Source organism: Brevibacterium sp. NPDC056726, from assembly GCF_042790515.1.
Taxonomy (GTDB): Bacteria; Actinomycetota; Actinomycetes; order Actinomycetales; family Brevibacteriaceae; genus Brevibacterium; species Brevibacterium sanguinis.
Window position 1 is genome coordinate 1 of sequence record NZ_JBHTYZ010000001.1, and the last position, 16,733, is coordinate 16,733.

Below are 16,733 nucleotides of genomic sequence, written 5' to 3' on the forward strand. Positions count from 1 at the left end.
GCGATGGAGTCCTTCTTCGCGCTGCTGCAGAAGAACGTCCTGGACCGCAAGCGCTGGCGGACTCGAGAAGAGCTCCGCATCGCGATCATCACCTGAATCGCCCCGGGTTTAGTGGAGGGCGGGTTGTCCCAGCGACGGCTGTCGCTGGGAGGTGTTCTCACGGTAGTACTCGTTCTCCTTCTCGATCGGGGTGAGGTAGCTGATCGAGGAGTGCAGCCGGTTCTCGTTGAACCAGTGGACCCAGGACAACGTCGCCAGTTCGAGGTCATCCGGGCTGCGGAACGGGCCGTCGATCTTGACGCACTCGTTCTTGTAGAGCCCGACGACGGTCTCGGCCAGGGCATTGATGCTCCTATAGTTGTCAACTCGCGATTTCACCGGTTCGGGGGTCGGTCTTGACGAGGTGGTAGACCTCGCGGATCACGTAGCGCTTGAGGCAGCGGATGATGTCGCGCTTGCTCTTGCCCTCGGCGGTGCGGCGGGCGACGTAGGCGATCGTCGGCTCGTGGAACCTCATCCTCACGATCACCGTCCGGTAGATCGCAGCGTTGAGCTGCCGGTGCCCACCATGGTTGATCCTGTGCTTGCCGCTGGTCATGCCCGACCCGGTCGGGACGGGGCTGATACCGGCGAGTTTCGCGAACGCCGCCTCGCTCTTGATGCGCTCAGGATTATCGCCCGCGACGATGAGGATCTCCGCGGCAGTGTCGACACCGATGCCGAACTCGTCCAGCAGGTGAGGCGCGCGCTGGAGCACGAGCTGCTCGATCTGCGCCTCGAGGTCGGTGATCTCGTCGTTCAGCGCGATCCAGCGCTTCGCGATCGACCGCAGCGCGTGACGGTTCGCGTCCTCCGGGGTGTCGAGCCCGCGGGGTCGGAGTGCGGCGCAGTGGCGGGCGATCATCTTCTGCGTCTTGCGCGCCGTCTCCCGACGCAGATCCTCGGTGGCATGGACAAGCATCGCTTTGAGGGTGATCATCGCGCCCGTGCGGTCCTTGACCGCGGTGTCGTGGGCGACTTTCAGCTGCCGGATCATCTCGACGACGCCGTCTGCGGTCTTCGGGATCGCGGTCGCGAACCCGGCGAGTACCGCTCTGGCGGCGTTCTCCGCGTCGAGGGTGTCCGACTTGCCGTTGAGGCGTCGCAGTCGCCGGTCGGGTCGTGAGACCTCGGCGACCTTGTGACCGTGGCGGCGGACGAACGAGGTGAGCGCGGCCCCGTAGGAGCCGGTTCCTTCGATGCCGAACGCGATGATCTTCCCGAACCCGTTCGCCCACTCCAACAGCTGCCGGAACCCGGCCGTGTCGGTCGCGATCGTGAGGGTCGCGAGGATCCCGCCGATGGAGTCCATCACCGCGGCGACGTGGATGTGCTTGTGGGTGTCGACGCCGATGACGACGTGCCCCGAACGGGCGGCCTCGAGTGCGGTCATGTTGTCCTGTTCCTCCTGCGGGTTAGCGTGGTGTCACGCTGTCGCCGGCGGGTGGACAGGACTGTCATGGGGACGCGTTGTCGAGACTGCTCCAGGCTCCTATCAGGTCACGCCCGATCCGGCGGCAGCGGTTACTGCGCGCCCGGCCGGAGGCTCGACAGATCAACGCCAAGGCACCCTGCGGGCCAATCGTATGCAAGGGTCAGAACGCTCCGGCCAGGACTTCCTCATCCTCGCGGGATGCGGCAGAAACAGACTGACAGTCGTAGCTGTCGCCGACGGTGCCGATCGAGGCGATCGCGCCGACCTCGGCGAGCCGGTCCGAGTAGCGCAGGGCGGTGTACTGGGCCCCGGCATCCGAATGCTGGATGACGCCGGTGACATCCTGGCCGGCCCGATCTCTCACCCATAGCGCCATCTCGAGCGCATCGAGCGGCAGCTCGGTCGGCATGCGCGACATCGTCCGCCAGCCGACGATCCGGCGCGAGTAGACATCTGTCACGAACGCCGTGAACGCCATACCCGACCAGGTCGCCACATACGTGAAATCGACGACCCAGAGTTCGTTCGGGCGGTCCGCGCGGAACTGACGCTGCACATGATCTGGCGGCCGAAGCGCTGAGTCGTCGGGCCGGGTGGTGACGACCTGCTTACCGCGACGGATGCCGCGCAACCCCAGTCGGCGCATGAGGCGCTCGACGGTGCAGCGGGCAACCTCGATGCCCTCGCGGCGCAGCAGACGCCAGACCTTCCGCGCCCCGCTGATCCCACGGCCGAGTTTTCGGTCCCAGAACACCCGCTCGATCTCGATGATCAGCGCCTCATCGCGGACTGCCCTGGCCGAGGCGGGGCGGGTCTTGAACGCGTAGTAGCCGGACGGAGCGATCTGGACGCCGTGCTCGGTCAGCACGCGACAGATCGGCTCGACTCCGAACCGGTCACGATGATCATCGATGAACTGAACTACCACGGCAGTCGCGGGTCGAGCTCCCGCGCGAAGAACGACGAGGCCGCCAACAGGATCTCGTTGGCGCGCTTCAGCTCGCGCACTTCCGCCTCGAGCGCTTTGATGCGCTGCGCGTCGCTCGTCGTCGTCCCGGGACGCTCGCCCGCGTCGATCGCGGCCTGCTTGCACCAGCCCCGCAACGTGTCGGCGTTCACGCCGGTCCGCTGCCCGATCCGCACCACCGCCGCGTTCAACGACAACTCCGGATCTTCCTTCCTGGCCTCAGCGACAAGCCGCATCGCACGCGCACGAAGCTCCTGCGGATGGGGCCTTGACCCTCGATCGTGGACACGGTGTCGGTTCGGTTATGCCGCTTCCGCGAGGGTAGCGGATGCGGCGGCTTCGTAGGTGTTCGGGCTGATGTTGCCGATCGCGGAGTGGCGTCGGCGGGTGTTGTAGCGGTTCACCCAGCGGAACACGGCCCGGTAGGCGGTGGCCTGGTCCGGGAACGCCGCGCGTCCGGCGAGGAGCTCACGTTTGAGGGCGGCGTTGAAGCTCTCCGCGAGTGAGTTGTCGGCACTCGTCCCGATCGCTCCCATGGACTGGATGACCTTCAGGTCCTTGCAGAGCTTGACGTAGGCCTTCGAGGTGTAGACCGAGCCGTGGTCGCTGTGGAAGATCGCGCCGGCCAGTGAGCCACGCTCGCGGGCCGCGGCGCGGAGGGCGTCCTCGACGAGCTCGGTGCGCATGTGGTCGGCGACCTGCCAGCCGGCAAGCTTGCGGGAGCCGAGGTCGATCACCGAGACGAGGTAGAGGTTCGAGCCGTCCGCGATGGGCAGGTAGGTGATGTCTCCCACGTACCTGCGGTTCGGCTCGCCGACCGTGAAGTCGCGTTCGATCAGGTCCGGGAAGCGCCTGCCCGACTGGTCCGGGATCGTCGTCTTCACTCGGCGTCGCAGCCGGATTCCGGCGAGCTGGTGCTCGCGCATCACCCGGGCGACCCGCTTGCGATTGACCCGTTCGATCGGCGCGACGCCGTCGTTGAGGTCAGCGGTGATCCGCGGTGCACCATACGCGCGGTCGCCGCCCTGGTCGGGATCCTGCAGCACCCGGATCCGCGCCGCCAACGCCGCGTCCGCAGCGTGACGCTTGGCTCGTCCTGGCGCGGCTGCGAGCCACGCGTAGAACGAGGATCGGGCGATCTGAATGACCTCACACAACCGCTTCACGCCGTAGGCGTCCTTGTGGTCCTCGACGAACTGGAAGCGGTTCACCAGTTCGTCTCCCCGGCGAAATACTTCGCCGCCTGACGGAGTATGTCCCGCTCCGTCTCGAGCTTGCGGGCCTCGGCCTTCAGCGCTGTGTTCTCCGCTTCGAGCCGGGCCACCCGCGCCGCCTGCGACTCCGGCCGCGGCCCATCAGGCACCGCCATGCCACCGCCGACAGTCGTCCCGGAGCCGAGCTTGTCGATCCACTCCTTCAACGCGCCCCGCGAGACCCCAAGATCGCCCGCGATGCCCTTGAGCGTCGCGCCAGGCGTCGACTCGTACAGGTCCACCGCCCGCCGCCGGAACTCGTCGGTGTAGTTCTTCCTTGCCATCCTTGGATTCTCGCTTCCCCAGCATCGTGCTGGAATCAGCGTGTCCAAGATCAGGGGTCAAGCACCGATACTTCCTCGGTGCTGGCATAGTCATCATCCTCTCGGGGAATCAGACCCTCCACGACACCCGGGGCGATTCAACCTGGATCGAACGCACCTACCACCGTCGTCGCCGACAGGCCCGCCTGGGCCGATTGACCCCCATCGAATACGAGACCATCATGAACCCCGCCGTGGATCTCGCGGCCTGACACCCCAACTGTCACCTGAGCGTGCGGCAGTCCCAGCCGATGAAGCCGGGGCTGCCGGGGTGACAGTGGGCGCAGAGTCCTTGGCTGTAATACTCGGTTGATCCGCACTTGCTACAGGCCGGCGGTGTGAACGGGCCGCCGGGGATGCAGTCGTAGCAGAAGTCGATTCGGGGTGTGAGCCACGCGGCCGGCCTCACCCCGCACGCGGTGCAGGGCAACGGCGGACTCAAGGGTCCGTTTGGGCCGCGTGCCGGACTCATAGCGGCGGCGGCCGATCGTTCTTCGGACCGAACCGGGGCGCGACCATATTCGTGCTCCCATTCGCTTCTACCCGCCGACGGGTGCCGGGCTTGCGTGCTCGGACTTTCTCGGGCTCGGGCACCAGCAGATCAGTTGGCTTGCAGGCGAGGACATGGCAGATGACATCGAGATCGTCCAGCCGGATCGTGGTCGGCGTGCCCGTCCACAGCCCGGACATCTTGCCCTGGCTGATCTCTAGCCCGGCGTCGGCGAGCATCCGCCGCAGTTCCGCCGACTTCCAGATGCCGCGCTCGGCGGCCTGGACTCGCAGGTTCCATTTCATCGCGTGGTCATCCCTTCAAATCGGTCTTCCAGCCGTTGGTTGGCTTGCATCCACGAGTCCTCGACGTGCTCGCCCGGGACGTGGATGTACTGCGTCGTGGTCGAGAGCCATTGGTGCCCCAGCAGCTCTTGCAGCGCTTTCAAGTCCATGCCCGCCAGATACAATGATGACGCGCAGTAATGGCGGAGCACATGCGGCGTCATCCGTCCTCCGGCCCAGGCGGGCAAGAACCGTTCAGTCGCTCGGGTCAGGCCCCGCCGGAGCACGTCGTCGCTGGCCCGCCAGGAACGACCGAGTTCGTGGTCGAACCGCTCGGACGGGATCATCGGGGCATCCGGGTTGTCCCAGTCGGGGCCGAAGCGGTGTCGCACATCGCCGAGCCACCAGTCGATGAGCTTGTCCGCCCCGTTGATCGCAGGCACCAGACGCTGCTTCGACCCTCGTCCCCGCGAGCCTTTCCCGAACCGGACATGCAGTTTACCCAGCGCCCCGAGATCGGGCCGCCAGTCACGGATGTCGAGTTTCGTGCTCTCCGTGATGCGCACCCCGACCCTGCGCCAGAGCGACGCAGCGAAGTAGTTCCTCGCGGCGGGCAGATAACGTCGCTCATCTTGGAGCGAGGCGGCCCACCCGCCGAAGAGCCGGCCGATCTCCGCATCGGACGGAGGCACACGGACCTTGCCCAGCGACGAGCCCGACTGCCGGTTGTACTCGTCGACGGGCTGCTCGATCACCCAATCGGTCAGCGCATTGATGTCGCCCTGGTAGCGGGCGATGGCGAAGTCGTAGAACTGCGCGATCGCACCCGCCTTGCTCGCCCGCGTCGTGACCGCCAACCCAGCCCGACGTAGCCCGGCCAGAAAAGCGTCCGCGTCGGAGGGCCTTGCTTGCCACAGCGGGACGTCGAGATGGTGACGGAACTCGAACACGACTGCTCTGGACTGCGCGATGTAGCCGTCGCTGAGCCCGGCGGCAGCCATCGCGAGAGCGTACTGGTCGATGATCTCCTGCTCGAAGTCGGCAGCATCCTCCTCGGACCGCCAGCCCCTGGCAGTTCCGACACTCCGAACCGCAGCGAGCTTCATCACTCCGCAGCTTCACGAATCATGACCATGCATCAAGAATACTGCAAAAGTGTCAGGAATCATGATGGTTCGTCAGAATTCTCGACAAGCGGTAAGTCCGTTGCGGCGGCGGGCGGAGCGCACCTGCGAGGCATGAACCTCGGTCAGAAAGTTGCGGCTCTAGAGATAAACCCCCGCAAGTTCCCCGGATTTCTGACGGTTCTTCACTGTGGCTGACGGTTCGTCAGTATTCCTGAAGGTCTGTCGGAAGCTCTGACGGTTCGCGTGAACATGCGTGTCCGGCGCGGGACGGGCGGGGCGCACCTGGCGGGCATGAGAAAGAACCCCACCAGCCCCACTCCGGCCGCGTCCGCACCGGTGTCATTGCGATCCGTCGTCCTGGACGTCCAGCCGGACGGGTCGATGACCGTCACGATCAACGGCGCCCCGCACCCGCCACCGGAGAACACCGGGGCGTGGTCGCGGAAGATGTTCCCGCAGATCATCGACCAGGCCAGTGATGAGCGGGCGGTGCCGGTGCGGGTCGAGGTGCACGAGGCCGACGGCACCAGCTTCACCGACCTCATCCCTGCCGCGCCCCGCAAGCCCGCCGCCGCCGAACCGGTGCCGCAGAAGAAGGAGAAGCGCACGCCGGGCCGGCCGGTGCTGGTCGAGGTCACCGGGGACGGGTTCGTGCCCGGCGAGGACGTGGCGGTCGCAGTCATCGTCTCCCACACCGATGCCACCGGCGACGGCACCGCCCGCGCCCTGCTCGACCCGGCGCGGTTCGTCGGCTCAGGGGCGGATGAGGTGGTGTTGGTCGGGCGTATCTCCGGCTCCATCGTCGTGGAGACCCTGCGATGAGCATGGCGTCGCAGGGACGGCAGACCGGCAGCCTCGGCGACGAGCTGACCAACGCCGCCATGATCGGACTGGTCGGCCTGTTCGGCCTCGCGCTCATCCTGCGCGCCGCCGGTAGCATCGCCGCGTTCCTCACCGGCACCGACCAGCCGGCGGCCGGGCCGGCGGCCGGGGTCGGGGTGCTGTTCCGGCCCGGCGACCCCGCCGCCGCGCTCGACGCGGACGGGCTGCATCCGTTCGCCTACTGGACGGTCGCCGTCGTGCTGCTCACCGCTCTCGCCGCCGCGGGCGGCTGGGTGTGGGTGCGGCTGCGCCGCCACGCCCGCAAGGTCGAGACCGACCCGCACACCACCGCCGGGATCGCCACCTCGCATGAGATCACCACCACGGCCTCAGCGCGGGCGCTGCTCCAACGCGCCGCGAACCTCCGCCCCTCCCTGGACAACCCGACACCGGCAGACGTGGGGTACCGGCTCGGCACCAGCAAGGGCAAAGAGGTATGGGCATCGGTCGAAGACTCGATCCTGCTGATCGGGCCGCCCCGTTCCGGCAAGGGCCTGCATGTGGTGATCCCGGCGATCCTCGATGCTCCCGGCGCGGTGATCACCACCAGCACCCGGCCCGACAACCTCACCGCGACTCTGCGCGCCCGCAAACGGATCGGGCCCGTGGCCGTGTTCGACCCTCAACACTTGGCCGAGGGCGTGCCGGCGGGGATGCGCTGGTCACCCATCCGCGGCTGCGCCGACCCGCTCACGGCGATGATCCGCGCCACCGGCCTCGCCTCCGCTACCGGTTTGTCGGCGGGCGGGGTGGAGTCCGGCGGGTTCTGGGAGGGGAAGACCCGCACCGCTCTCCAAGCCTTGCTGCACGCCGCCGCCCTCGACCACCGGAGCCCGGAGGAGCTGTTCCGGTGGACTCTCGACCCCTCGGCGGCGGCCGAGGCGGTCGCGATCCTCACCAACCACCCCGACGCGGCGACCGGCTGGGCGGACTCGCTGGAATCCATGATCGACGCCGACCCCCGCACGCGGGACTCGATCTGGTAGGGCGTGTCCCTCGCCCTGGGTGCGCTGGCCGACCCGCGGGTGCTCGATGCTGTCAGCCCCGGCCCCGGCGAGGATTTCGACCCCGAACGGTTCATCCGCGACAAAGGCACCCTGTTCCTGCTCGCCACCGGCGCCGGTGCCGGCGCATCCGCCGCGCTGGTGGCCGCCCTGGTGGAAGACCTCGTGGAGACCGCTCGCCGGATCGCGGCCCGCTCGCCGGGAGCCCGGCTGGACCCGCCGGTGCTGCTCGCGTTGGATGAGATAGCCAATCTCGCACCGCTGCCGAGCCTGCCGGTGCTGATGGCCGAAGGCGGCGGCACCGGCATCACCTGCGTGCCCGTCTTGCAATCCCTCGCCCAAGCCCGCGACAAGTGGAACGAGAACCAGGCGAACGCGATCTGGGACGCCTCGATCGTGAAGATCATCCTCGGCGGCGCCTCCAACAGCAAAGATCTCCAAGACCTCTCCTCGCTGATCGGTGAGCGCGACGAGTACACCGACAGTGTGACCCTCGGCGATCACGGCACCCGGCAGAACCAACGCTCGGTACGGCGGGTGTCGGTCTTCCCGCCCGACCGGCTGCGGACCTTGCCCTTTGGCACTGCCGTCACCCTGCTGCGCGCCGCACCACCGATCGTCACCGATCTGACCCCGTGGCCGGCCCGGCCCGACGCCGCCCAGCTGAAGACGGACCGCGGCGAGATCGAGGCACTGCTGCGCCGCCCCCGTTCCGCGTAGAGCTCAGGACAGCGGGTGTGCACCTGCCTGTCACGACGGTCACCGCCCTCGGTGACCCGATGAGGCAGACAGGAGCAGAGCGATGGCCGAGGAAGCACACCCCGAGCAGGCCCCGGAGCCGGAGGCGGATGTCCGCCAGTCCTTCAAGGGACGCATCGTGTCCACCCCGTCGCTGGACACCACGTCGACGGGCAAGGCGAAGTTCTACGCGAAGGTCGAGCAGCGGCACTGGAACTACGAAAGCGACGGCACCTACACGCGGCTGCCGAACAGCTACCACGATCTGGTCGCCTACAAGGGCGCTGCCGTCCGCGCGTACAAGAATCTCCTCCGTGGCGACTACTTCATCGCCGAGGGTCGCATGGAGGAGTACACCAGCAAGTCCACCGGCGAGATGAAGGAGCGGTTCGTCGCCACCGGGCTCGGGCACGACATGGCCCACACCCGCTACGACGTCGACCGCAGTCCCCGCCGCGAGGTCGCCGAACGCGCCGCCGGGCAGCAGACCCCCGAACGAGACACGTCCCACCAACGGGCCCCGGAGCCGGAGGGGGCACGGTCGCGGCCGGCCCAGCCGCCGCCCGGGCCGCGGGAGCAGGTGTCTGCCTTCGAGGCGTCGGCGCGGCGTCCTGTGCAGCAGCCGCCGGCGATGGGCCTGTGAGGACGAGGGAGACCGCGATCATGAGCGACCTGACCTCCGACCACAACAGCCCCGCCGAGCCGCAGGCCGATGGCCTGCCCGGCGACGACTTCGACCTGGACGAGGACTACGACGAGTACGACACCGAAGAGGGCGAGGAGGATGCCGGCCCGCCTGGACCGGTGAACTGGTACCTGCTGCGCGCTGACGTGCTCGAAAAGGAGTGGTACGCCCTGAACCGGTGGGTCGAAAGGCTGCGCCGCACCTACGGGCTGCCCGCCAGCGTGATCCCGCCGTTCTGGCACCGCCACGACGAACTGGTCTGGGAACTGTCTGCTCTCCATCTGCATTGGCTGTGCGCCTACCACCCCGAGCAGGACGGGTCCGCCCCGTTCGGGTGGCATCGCGACTTCGCCGACGCCCGCGCCCGGCTGCGCGAATGGGTCGCCGCCTCCGGCACCCGTCTGGACCGCGACCGGCCCACCCGGCAGACCGCCTGGCCCGGCGAGGACCCGCCCGACCCGATCGAGGACGTGTTCGTCGCCGACCGCGACCGCGACTTCGTGGACTACGTCGCCGCACGAGTCGCCGAGCGCCGCGCCGCCGAAGACGCCTTCTACGCCGGCGCCGACCCCGAAACCGGAGAACTGCCATGACCACCACCACCACCGCAGTGCAGAAAGAGAACGCCGAGCTCTCGCGACTCCAGGATCGGGGGCGAGAGCTCGGCGCGTCGTTCCTGCCTCCGACCGAGCGGCAGGGCGCTGCGATCAGGACGATTCTGCTCGCTTCCACTGATACGTCTCGGGAACCGAGTAGCGAGGCGTGATCTTGATCCGATCCGGGTTGAAGTACGGCCCCATCTGGATCGCCTTCTCCACACGGATGTCCAGCAGCATCTTCAGCAGCCGACGCTTCTCGACCAGCTCCAGACGGTCCCATGCCGCCTCCAGATCGCTCTCCTGGATGAACGAGAGCAACTGCTTGTCAGCGACGGGAGGAACCGCAGCCTTCGCGGCCTGCTCGATCTGCGGAATCAGTCGACGTTCGATGCTGGTGAGCATCGTCATGCTGATCCGGCCCTCGGCGTACTCGCTCGCCGCCTCGTCCAGTCGCTGACGCAACGCAGCGGCCTGCTCCTCAGCCTCCCGGACCCGCTCACTCCAATCGTCCTCCGGGCCGATGATCACCGCCAAGCTCTCCGGCTTCGACAACCAGCCCAGCAACACGCCGGTGACGTACACGTCGGTGTTGCGCATATCGATGCTGACCTTGCGGCAGCCGGGGCGCCCGCAGCTGTAGTTGTCAGAACGCAGCCCGGTGCGCTTGCGCACCTTCGTGCCGTGAATCCGCACCAGCGGATGGAGGCAGTACCCGCACCTCGCTATGAACGTCAGCAGCCAGCGCGGATGGCTGGGGTTGTCCTCGGGAACGTAGCGGGTGCGCCTGGCTCGGTCATCGAGCAGATGGTTGACCTGCTCCCACTTCTTGACCGGAATGATCGCGGGCCAGTCCGCCTCGCCGATCACCTCGCCCTGGTACATCCGCAATCCCGCGATCGTCGGGCTCTTGATGATCTGCCGGATCGTGGCAGTCGTCCAGCCGCGCGAGTGATCAGAGGTCGCCTTCATCGGCGTGGGCACGCCCTGACGATTGAGGCGCGTCACGATCTGGTTGATCGACCCGCCGTCGAGAATCTCGTCAACCGCTGAGACGATGATCGCCGCCTTCTCCGGGTCTACCTCCTGGCGAACGAGCGCACGGGTATGCTCGTCGTAGACCCTCCGGTACCCGAACGGCAGCCGCCCGTGCGGGCGGCCCTTCTGCGCGTTCAGCCGCACCGTGCGCAACTGCCGGTCGCGGATGATCGCCGCGTCCTTCTCCGCACTCAGAAACTCCAGGCCCATCATGAAGCTGTCATCGTGGCGGGCGAAGTCGTAGACACGACCCTTCGTCAGGTACAGCACCCCGGCCTCCTGACAGGCGGCGCGCAGCTGCACATAGGCCAGGAGCTCACGACCGGCACGTGAGGGCTCCCACGTCACGAAGGCGTCGTACTCCTTCGACGCGATCAGTTCCAGAGCCTCCTCGAATCCTTCGCGCTCGCGGGTGCGCCAGCGCGACGCGGATCGGTTGGCGTCGGTGATGACCTTGGCGACCGTCCACTTCTCCTGCTCGCACCAGGCGCGGCAGTCGGTCTCCTGGTCGGTGGTGGATCGCATGAGGTAGTGGCGATCCATCGAGGCACGTGTGTAGATGAGTGCTCTGACTTCCGAGGCGACCGGCAGAGCGAGTGATTGAGTTTCCATGGCAGACAGGTGCTCCCTTGGGATCTGCCATCGAATTTCTGGGTGAGCCGACCAACGACGTCGACTCCGACATGCTCGCCGCGATGGAGGACCTCCTCGACTCGTGGCCGGGCACCCTCATCGTCGTCTCCCACGACCGCTACCTGCTCGAGCGGGTCACCGATCAGCAGTACGCGATCCTCGGCCACCGTCTGCGGCACGTGCCCGGCGGGGTCGACGAGTACCTGCGCCTGCGCGCGGAGGAGGCCGCGGGGTCGAGCCCGGCAACGAGGTCGAACAGTGCAGATCCCGCCGGGACCGCCTCGGCGGAGGAGTCGTCGGCACCGAAGCTCAGCGGCGCCGAACGGCGGGCCGCGACGAAGGAGGTCTCGGCGATCGAGCGGCGCATGGACAAGCTGAGCACGCAGGTGGCCGCCCTCCACGAGGAGATGGCCGTCCACGATCAGGCCGACTTCGAGGGACTCGCCGCGCTCACCGCGCAGGTCCGGGAACTCGAGGATAAGACGGCAGCGCTTGAGGAGCGCTGGCTCGAGGCCACCGAGGCGCTGGAGGCGTAGTGGACTGGCGTCAGCGGCTGGCCGACGAGGAGGCGGAGACCCGTGCGCTCCTCGCGTCGCTGAGCGCCTCGATCGACGGTCTCTCCGCTGCCCGGCAGGGCGACAACAGCGACGACGAGCACGACCCCGAGGGCTCGACGATCGCGTTCGAACGCAGCCAGGCCGACGCGCTGCGGCAGCAGGCCGGTGACCGCCTCGACGCGATCGCCGCGGCGATGACCCGGCTCGATGACGGGACGTTCGGGATCTGCGCCGCCTGCTCACAGCCGATCGCCCCGGCGCGACTCGACGCTCGCCCGTACGCGGCGCTGTGCGTGATGTGCGCGAGCAGGGACACCGGGAGGTAGACGATGGCCGCCGGAGTCGTCCTCATCGTTCTCCCCCCGCTGCTCCTGCTCCTCGCCGGCGTGCTCGTCCTCGTCCAGGCCGCCCGGGGCCGGCGCACCGGGTCGACGCCCGGTTTCGTCCTCCGCCTCATCGCCGGCATCGGCGTCCTCCTCTGCGCACTCCTCGCACTGTCGGGGCTGTGGCTCGAGATCAACTACGCGGTGGTGTTCTTCCCCGTCATCGCTCTCATCCTCGGCGGGGTGTGGCTCATCGCCTTCCTCGGCGCCGCGCTGCTCGCCGACTGGCTGACCGCCCGCGGCGGGAACTGACGAACTCGGGACGGAAGTCTAGGCGCCTGGGGAGGGCGGGCCGCCTCGGCGACATGACCTTCTGTGACGGAATGCGGCGCGAATCTGACCTTCTGTGACGGTCGACGGCGGACAGCGACGCTGCCTGTGATGAGCTGGCTGAGTCCTCAATGCGACGGAGCTCGGTCATCGGGCCCGACGATCTCAGCTCTACCGGGAGAACTCATGTCACAGTCCAACGCCCTCACCGAGCGCCTCGACGCCGGTCCCGTGATCTGCGCGGAAGGCTTCCTCTTCGAACTCGAGAAGCGCGGTTACCTCTCCGCGGGAGAATTCGTGCCCGAGGTCGCGCTCGAGTTCCCCGAGGCGCTGCGCAGCCTCCACGTCGACTTCCAGCGGGCCGGCTCCGACATCGTCGAGGCCTTCACGTACAACGGACACCGCGAGAAGATGCGGGTCATCGGCAAGGAGGACCTCCTCGAGCCTCTCAACCGCTCGGCCCTGCAGATCGCGCGCTCCGTCGCCGACGCCAAGCCCGGCAACTTCATGGCCGGCAACATCTCGAACTCGAACATCTGGGATCCCGCCGACCCCGCGAAGCAGGACGAGGTCCGCGCGATGTTCTCCGAGATGGTCGGCTGGGCCGTCGAGGAAGGCGCCGACCTCATCATCGGTGAGACCTTCTACTTCGCCGGTGAGGCCATCGCCGCCGCCGAGATCGCGAAGGCCAGCGGCCTGCCCGTCGTCCTCACCCTCGCGCCGATGGCGTTTCAGGAGATGGCCGACGGGGCCGGGATCGTCGAGACCGCCCAGCGCCTCGAGCAGCTCGGCGTCGACGTCGTCGGCCTCAACTGCTTCCGCGGACCGGCGACGATGCTGCCGTGGCTCAAAGAGATCCGCGCGGCCGTCTCGTGTCACGTCGGCGCCCTGCCGATCCCCTACCGGACGACCGAGGAGGAGCCGACCTTCTTCAACCTCTCCGACCCCCACGCCGCGGTGCCGTCCCCGCACGGCCGGACCTTCCCCACCGCGCTCGATCCGCTGCAGACCAACCGCTACGAGATCGGTGCCTTCGCGAAGGAAGCGCACGAGCTCGGCGTCAACTACCTCGGCGTGTGCTGCGGGGCGACCCCGATGCACATCCGCGAGGTCGCCGAGGCGGTCGGCCTGACGACGGAGGCGAGCCGGTTCTCGGAGAACATGAGCAACCACTTCATGTACGGCACGAACGAGCGCCTCGCCGACAACGTCGTCGCCCTCGGCGACCGGGCGTAGGAGCGCCTCGGGCGGACCAGCGCCTCGGGTGCAGCAGCGTGTGAAGCGGTCGGCGGCCGATGCCGCCGGCCGCCGCTTTACTTTCCGGTGACGTCGATCCGGTCGAGGGCGGCTTCGAGGCGGGCGACGGTGCCGTCGATGTCACCGAGCTTGTCGAGCCCGAAGAGCCCGATGCGGAACGTCGTGAAGCCCTCCGGCTCCCCGGCGTGCAGCGGCACACCCGCCGCGACCTGGAGTCCGACCTCCTTGAACGCCGCGCCGTTGGCCAGCTGAGGGTTGGTCGTGTGGACGACGACCACGCTCGGCGCCTGGAACCCCGGGGCCGCCACCGAGGGCAGACCGCGGGCGGCGAAGACCGCGCGCACCCGCTCGCCGAGTTCGAACTGCGCCGTCTCGAGCTTGTCGAAGCCGCGCTCCTCGGTCTCGCGCATGAGAGCGGCGTTGTGGGCGAGCGCATCCGTCGGCATCGTCGCGTGGTACGGTGCGCGCCCGGCCTCGTACTCGTCGGCGATGAACAGCCACTTCTTCAGGTCCATCGCGAAGCTCGTCGAGGTGCCGGCCTCGACCGCGGCCCGACCGGCCTCCCCGAGCATGACGTAGCCCGCGCACGGCGACCCGCTCCACCCCTTCTGCGGGGCGCTGATGAGGACGTCGACGCCGAGCTCGGCCATCGACACCCACACCGCACCCGAGGCGATGCAGTCGAGGACGAAGACTCCCCCGACGGAGTGGACGGCATCGGCGACGGCCCGGATGTACTCGTCGGGCAGGAGCATCCCCGAGGCCGTCTCGACGTGGGGAGCGAACACGACGGCCGGGCGTTCGCGCTCGATGGCGGCGACCACCTCGGCGATGGGGGCAGGCGACCACGCGGCCCGGACATCGTCGGAGTCCGGCTGAGCCGGGAGGACGACGGTCTCGCTCGCGATCGCTCCGGCGTCGAGGATCTGCGACCACCGGAACGAGAAGAGCCCGTTGCGGATGATCAGGCACTTCTTTCCCGTCGCGATCTGCCGGGCCACCGATTCCATCGCATAGGACCCGCCACCGGGGACGATGGCCGCACTCTGCGCGTCGAAGGCGGTCCGCAGGATGCGGTTGACGTCCTGCATGACGGAGACGAAGCGCGCCGACATGTGGTTGAGCGAACGGTCGGTGAAGACGACCGAGTACTCGAGCAGACCGCCGGGATCGACGTCGTCGTGGGGCAGGGTCGGATCGTGGGGCTGCGGCGCATCATGTGGCTGAGTCATAGATCCCACAGTGCCACGTTCCCCGCGCCGGGGCCACCGGCGGCTCAGACCTCGACTTCGCTGCGGTCGCCCGACCACAGCGTGTGGAAGACCCCGGGACGGTCGACCCGCCCGTACGTGTGCGAGCCGAAGAAGTCCCGCTGGGCCTGGATGATCGCCGCCGAGGACCGGGGCGTGCGGAGGCCGTCGACGTAGGCCAGCGCCGAGGCGAGCGCCGGGACCGCGATCCCCGCCGCGACCGCGTCGCCGACGGTCGAGCGCAGAGCGGCCTGGTCGGCCTCAAGCGACTGCCGGACATCATCGGCGGCGAGCAGGCTGCTGAGATCCGGCTGCGCGTCGTAGGCGGCGACGATCCGGTTGAGCAGTCGCGCGCGGATGATGCACCCGGCCCGCCAGATCGACGCGAGCTCGCCGAGGCTGATGTCCCAGCCGTGCTCGCGGGCGCCCGCGGCGATCTCGTCGAAGCCCTGGACGTACGCGAGGATCTTGCCCATGTACAGCGCCCGGCGGACCGTCTCGATCGCCTCGCCGAGGCGGTCGGCAGGGGCCGTGTCCGCCGATGCCGTGTCCGCCGGGGCCGGTCCGCCGAGGGCCTCCCCCTGGGCGCGCAGATCCGCCGCCTGGGACAGCGACCGCGCGAAGACCGCCTCGGCGATCGTCGGCACGGGAACCCCGAGGTCGAGACCCGACTGCGCCGTCCACGCCCCGGTCCCCTTGGCACCGGCGGCATCGGCGACGATGTCGACGAAGGGACGCCCCGTCGCGGCATCGGTGTGGGCGAAGACCTCGGCGGTGACCTCGATGAGGTAGGACTCGAGTTCGCCCGCGTTCCACTCGGTGAGCACCGCGGAGATCTCGGCGGGGGTGAGCCCGAGCCCGTCGCGGAGGATCGTGCACGCCTCGGCGATGAGCTGCATGTCGGCGTACTCGATGCCGTTGTGGACCATCTTGACGAAATGACCGGCGCCGTCCGTGCCGATGTGGGCCACGCACGGGACCGGCTCGACCGACCCCGGCACCTCGGCACGGGCGGCGATCGGCGTGAGGAGGGGACGCAGGCGCTCCCAGGCGGCGTCGGAGCCGCCGACCATGAGCGAGGGCCCCTCGAGCGCGCCGACCTCACCGCCGGAGATCCCGACGCCGACGAACTCGATGCCCGTCTCGGCCAACCGCCGCCCGCGGGCGATCGTGTCGGTGAAGTGGGAGTTGCCGCCGTCGACGATGATGTCGCCGGGGGCGAACACCTCGGCGATGCTGCCGATCGCGGCGTCCGTCGCCGCCCCGGCATTGACCATGAGGATCGCGACGCGGGGCGCCTGCAGCATCCCGGCGAGCTCGGCGGGAGAGGTCGCGACGAGGAACTCGGCCTCCGGGTGGTTCGCGGCCACCGCCCGCGCGCGGTCGACGTCGAGGTCGTAGAGCGCGACGCGCAGACCCTCCTGCCCGGCGAGGTTGCGAGCGAGGTTCGACCCCATCACTCCGGTCCCGATCACAGCGACATCGGCGTTCATCAGCAGTCCTCTTCGTTGCAGGGTCACGT

The 16,733-nt window shown here is 68.5% G+C and carries 16 protein-coding genes, 2 pseudogenes and 1 other annotated feature; of the genes and pseudogenes, 8 read left to right on the forward strand and 10 right to left on the reverse strand.

Annotated elements, in window-relative coordinates; translation table 11 throughout:
- Nucleotides 1-108: 108 nt before the first annotated feature.
- From ACFQ91_RS00005 to ACFQ91_RS00035, 7 genes are all read right to left on the reverse strand, one after another.
- Nucleotides 109-378, reverse strand: coding sequence for an integrase core domain-containing protein (locus ACFQ91_RS00005; protein WP_198499363.1), 270 nt, complete (start codon nucleotides 376-378; stop codon nucleotides 109-111).
- Nucleotides 362-1,432 carry an IS110 family transposase gene (locus ACFQ91_RS00010; RefSeq protein ID WP_198499364.1) on the reverse strand — a complete coding sequence of 357 codons (1,071 nt, stop codon included), beginning with the start codon at nucleotides 1,430-1,432 and terminating at the stop codon, nucleotides 362-364. The genes ACFQ91_RS00005 and ACFQ91_RS00010 overlap by 17 nt, the downstream gene beginning before the upstream one ends.
- Before the next feature lie 202 nt (nucleotides 1,433-1,634).
- Entirely contained in the window at nucleotides 1,635-2,402 is a 768-nt protein-coding gene (locus tag ACFQ91_RS00015) for an IS3 family transposase (protein WP_198499365.1), read from the reverse strand.
- Nucleotides 2,310-2,438, reverse strand: a sequence feature (AL1L pseudoknot). It overlaps the preceding gene by 93 nt.
- Nucleotides 2,396-2,638 carry a transposase gene (locus tag ACFQ91_RS00020; protein ID WP_198499366.1) on the reverse strand — a complete coding sequence of 81 codons (243 nt, stop codon included), beginning with the start codon at nucleotides 2,636-2,638 and terminating at the stop codon, nucleotides 2,396-2,398. (Overlaps the previous feature by 43 nt.) The genes ACFQ91_RS00015 and ACFQ91_RS00020 overlap by 7 nt, the downstream gene beginning before the upstream one ends.
- 105 nt (nucleotides 2,639-2,743) lie before the next feature.
- Nucleotides 2,744-3,978 (reverse strand): IS3 family transposase gene (locus tag ACFQ91_RS00025; protein WP_137826983.1). Its coding sequence is split into 2 segments (ribosomal slippage): nucleotides 2,744-3,669 and nucleotides 3,669-3,978, totalling 1,236 coding nucleotides; the frame shifts between segments, so codons are not numbered across the junction.
- Nucleotides 3,979-4,485: 507 nt separating this feature from the next.
- On the reverse strand, nucleotides 4,486-4,812 hold the full coding sequence (locus ACFQ91_RS00030; RefSeq protein ID WP_198499367.1) for a helix-turn-helix transcriptional regulator: 327 nt from the start codon (nucleotides 4,810-4,812) through the stop codon (nucleotides 4,486-4,488).
- The gene (locus ACFQ91_RS00035; RefSeq protein WP_198499368.1) at nucleotides 4,809-5,897 is read right to left on the reverse strand and encodes a tyrosine-type recombinase/integrase; all 1,089 of its coding nucleotides are present in this window, start codon (nucleotides 5,895-5,897) and stop codon (nucleotides 4,809-4,811) included. Before ACFQ91_RS00035 ends, ACFQ91_RS00030 begins: the two co-directional genes overlap by 4 nt.
- Before the next feature lie 312 nt (nucleotides 5,898-6,209).
- Here ACFQ91_RS00035 and ACFQ91_RS00040 point away from each other — a divergent pair, with 312 nt between their 5' ends.
- The 4 genes and pseudogenes from ACFQ91_RS00040 to ACFQ91_RS00055 all read left to right on the forward strand — a co-directional run bounded on the left by ACFQ91_RS00040 (nucleotide 6,210) and on the right by ACFQ91_RS00055 (nucleotide 9,820).
- Nucleotides 6,210-6,740 carry a hypothetical protein gene (locus ACFQ91_RS00040; RefSeq protein ID WP_162228944.1) on the forward strand — a complete coding sequence of 177 codons (531 nt, stop codon included), beginning with the start codon at nucleotides 6,210-6,212 and terminating at the stop codon, nucleotides 6,738-6,740.
- 2 nt (nucleotides 6,741-6,742) lie between these two features.
- A pseudogene (locus ACFQ91_RS00045) lies at nucleotides 6,743-8,524 on the forward strand (TraM recognition domain-containing protein).
- 82 nt (nucleotides 8,525-8,606) lie between these two features.
- The gene (locus ACFQ91_RS00050; protein WP_162228823.1) at nucleotides 8,607-9,185 is read left to right on the forward strand and encodes a single-stranded DNA-binding protein; all 579 of its coding nucleotides are present in this window, start codon (nucleotides 8,607-8,609) and stop codon (nucleotides 9,183-9,185) included.
- Nucleotides 9,186-9,205: 20 nt separating this feature from the next.
- Nucleotides 9,206-9,820 (forward strand): hypothetical protein, encoded by a 615-nt coding sequence (locus ACFQ91_RS00055; RefSeq protein ID WP_162228824.1) that lies wholly within the window; start codon nucleotides 9,206-9,208, stop codon nucleotides 9,818-9,820.
- 114 nt (nucleotides 9,821-9,934) lie between these two features.
- Here the strand turns inward: ACFQ91_RS00055 and ACFQ91_RS00060 are convergent, their stop codons facing one another.
- On the reverse strand, nucleotides 9,935-11,473 hold the full coding sequence (locus ACFQ91_RS00060; protein WP_259864523.1) for a recombinase family protein: 1,539 nt from the start codon (nucleotides 11,471-11,473) through the stop codon (nucleotides 9,935-9,937).
- A gap of 38 nt (nucleotides 11,474-11,511) precedes the next feature.
- Between ACFQ91_RS00060 and ACFQ91_RS00065 the strand changes: the two are divergent.
- The 4 genes and pseudogenes from ACFQ91_RS00065 to ACFQ91_RS00080 form a co-directional block, all read left to right on the forward strand.
- Nucleotides 11,512-12,030, forward strand: a pseudogene (locus ACFQ91_RS00065) (ABC transporter ATP-binding protein); the annotation flags it as partial.
- Nucleotides 12,030-12,377: a TraR/DksA C4-type zinc finger protein gene (locus ACFQ91_RS00070; protein WP_198499369.1), complete on the forward strand. Its 348-nt coding sequence runs from the start codon at nucleotides 12,030-12,032 to the stop codon at nucleotides 12,375-12,377. The pseudogene ACFQ91_RS00065 and the gene ACFQ91_RS00070, both read left to right, overlap by 1 nt.
- 3 nt (nucleotides 12,378-12,380) lie before the next feature.
- Nucleotides 12,381-12,686: a hypothetical protein gene (locus ACFQ91_RS00075; RefSeq protein ID WP_198499370.1), complete on the forward strand. Its 306-nt coding sequence runs from the start codon at nucleotides 12,381-12,383 to the stop codon at nucleotides 12,684-12,686.
- A gap of 204 nt (nucleotides 12,687-12,890) precedes the next feature.
- The gene (locus ACFQ91_RS00080) at nucleotides 12,891-13,940 is read left to right on the forward strand and encodes a homocysteine S-methyltransferase family protein (RefSeq protein WP_198499371.1); all 1,050 of its coding nucleotides are present in this window, start codon (nucleotides 12,891-12,893) and stop codon (nucleotides 13,938-13,940) included.
- A 77-nt stretch (nucleotides 13,941-14,017) separates the two neighbouring features.
- On the opposite strand, the gene ACFQ91_RS00085 is transcribed toward ACFQ91_RS00080, so the two are convergent.
- Together ACFQ91_RS00085 and gndA are read right to left on the reverse strand one after the other, a co-directional pair.
- Nucleotides 14,018-15,193 (reverse strand): aminotransferase class V-fold PLP-dependent enzyme, encoded by a 1,176-nt coding sequence (locus ACFQ91_RS00085; RefSeq protein WP_198499372.1) that lies wholly within the window; start codon nucleotides 15,191-15,193, stop codon nucleotides 14,018-14,020.
- 44 nt (nucleotides 15,194-15,237) lie between these two features.
- Complete coding sequence (gene gndA, locus ACFQ91_RS00090; RefSeq protein WP_198499373.1) at nucleotides 15,238-16,704, reverse strand: NADP-dependent phosphogluconate dehydrogenase; 1,467 nt, start codon at nucleotides 16,702-16,704, stop codon at nucleotides 15,238-15,240.
- Nucleotides 16,705-16,733: the final 29 nt, after the last annotated feature.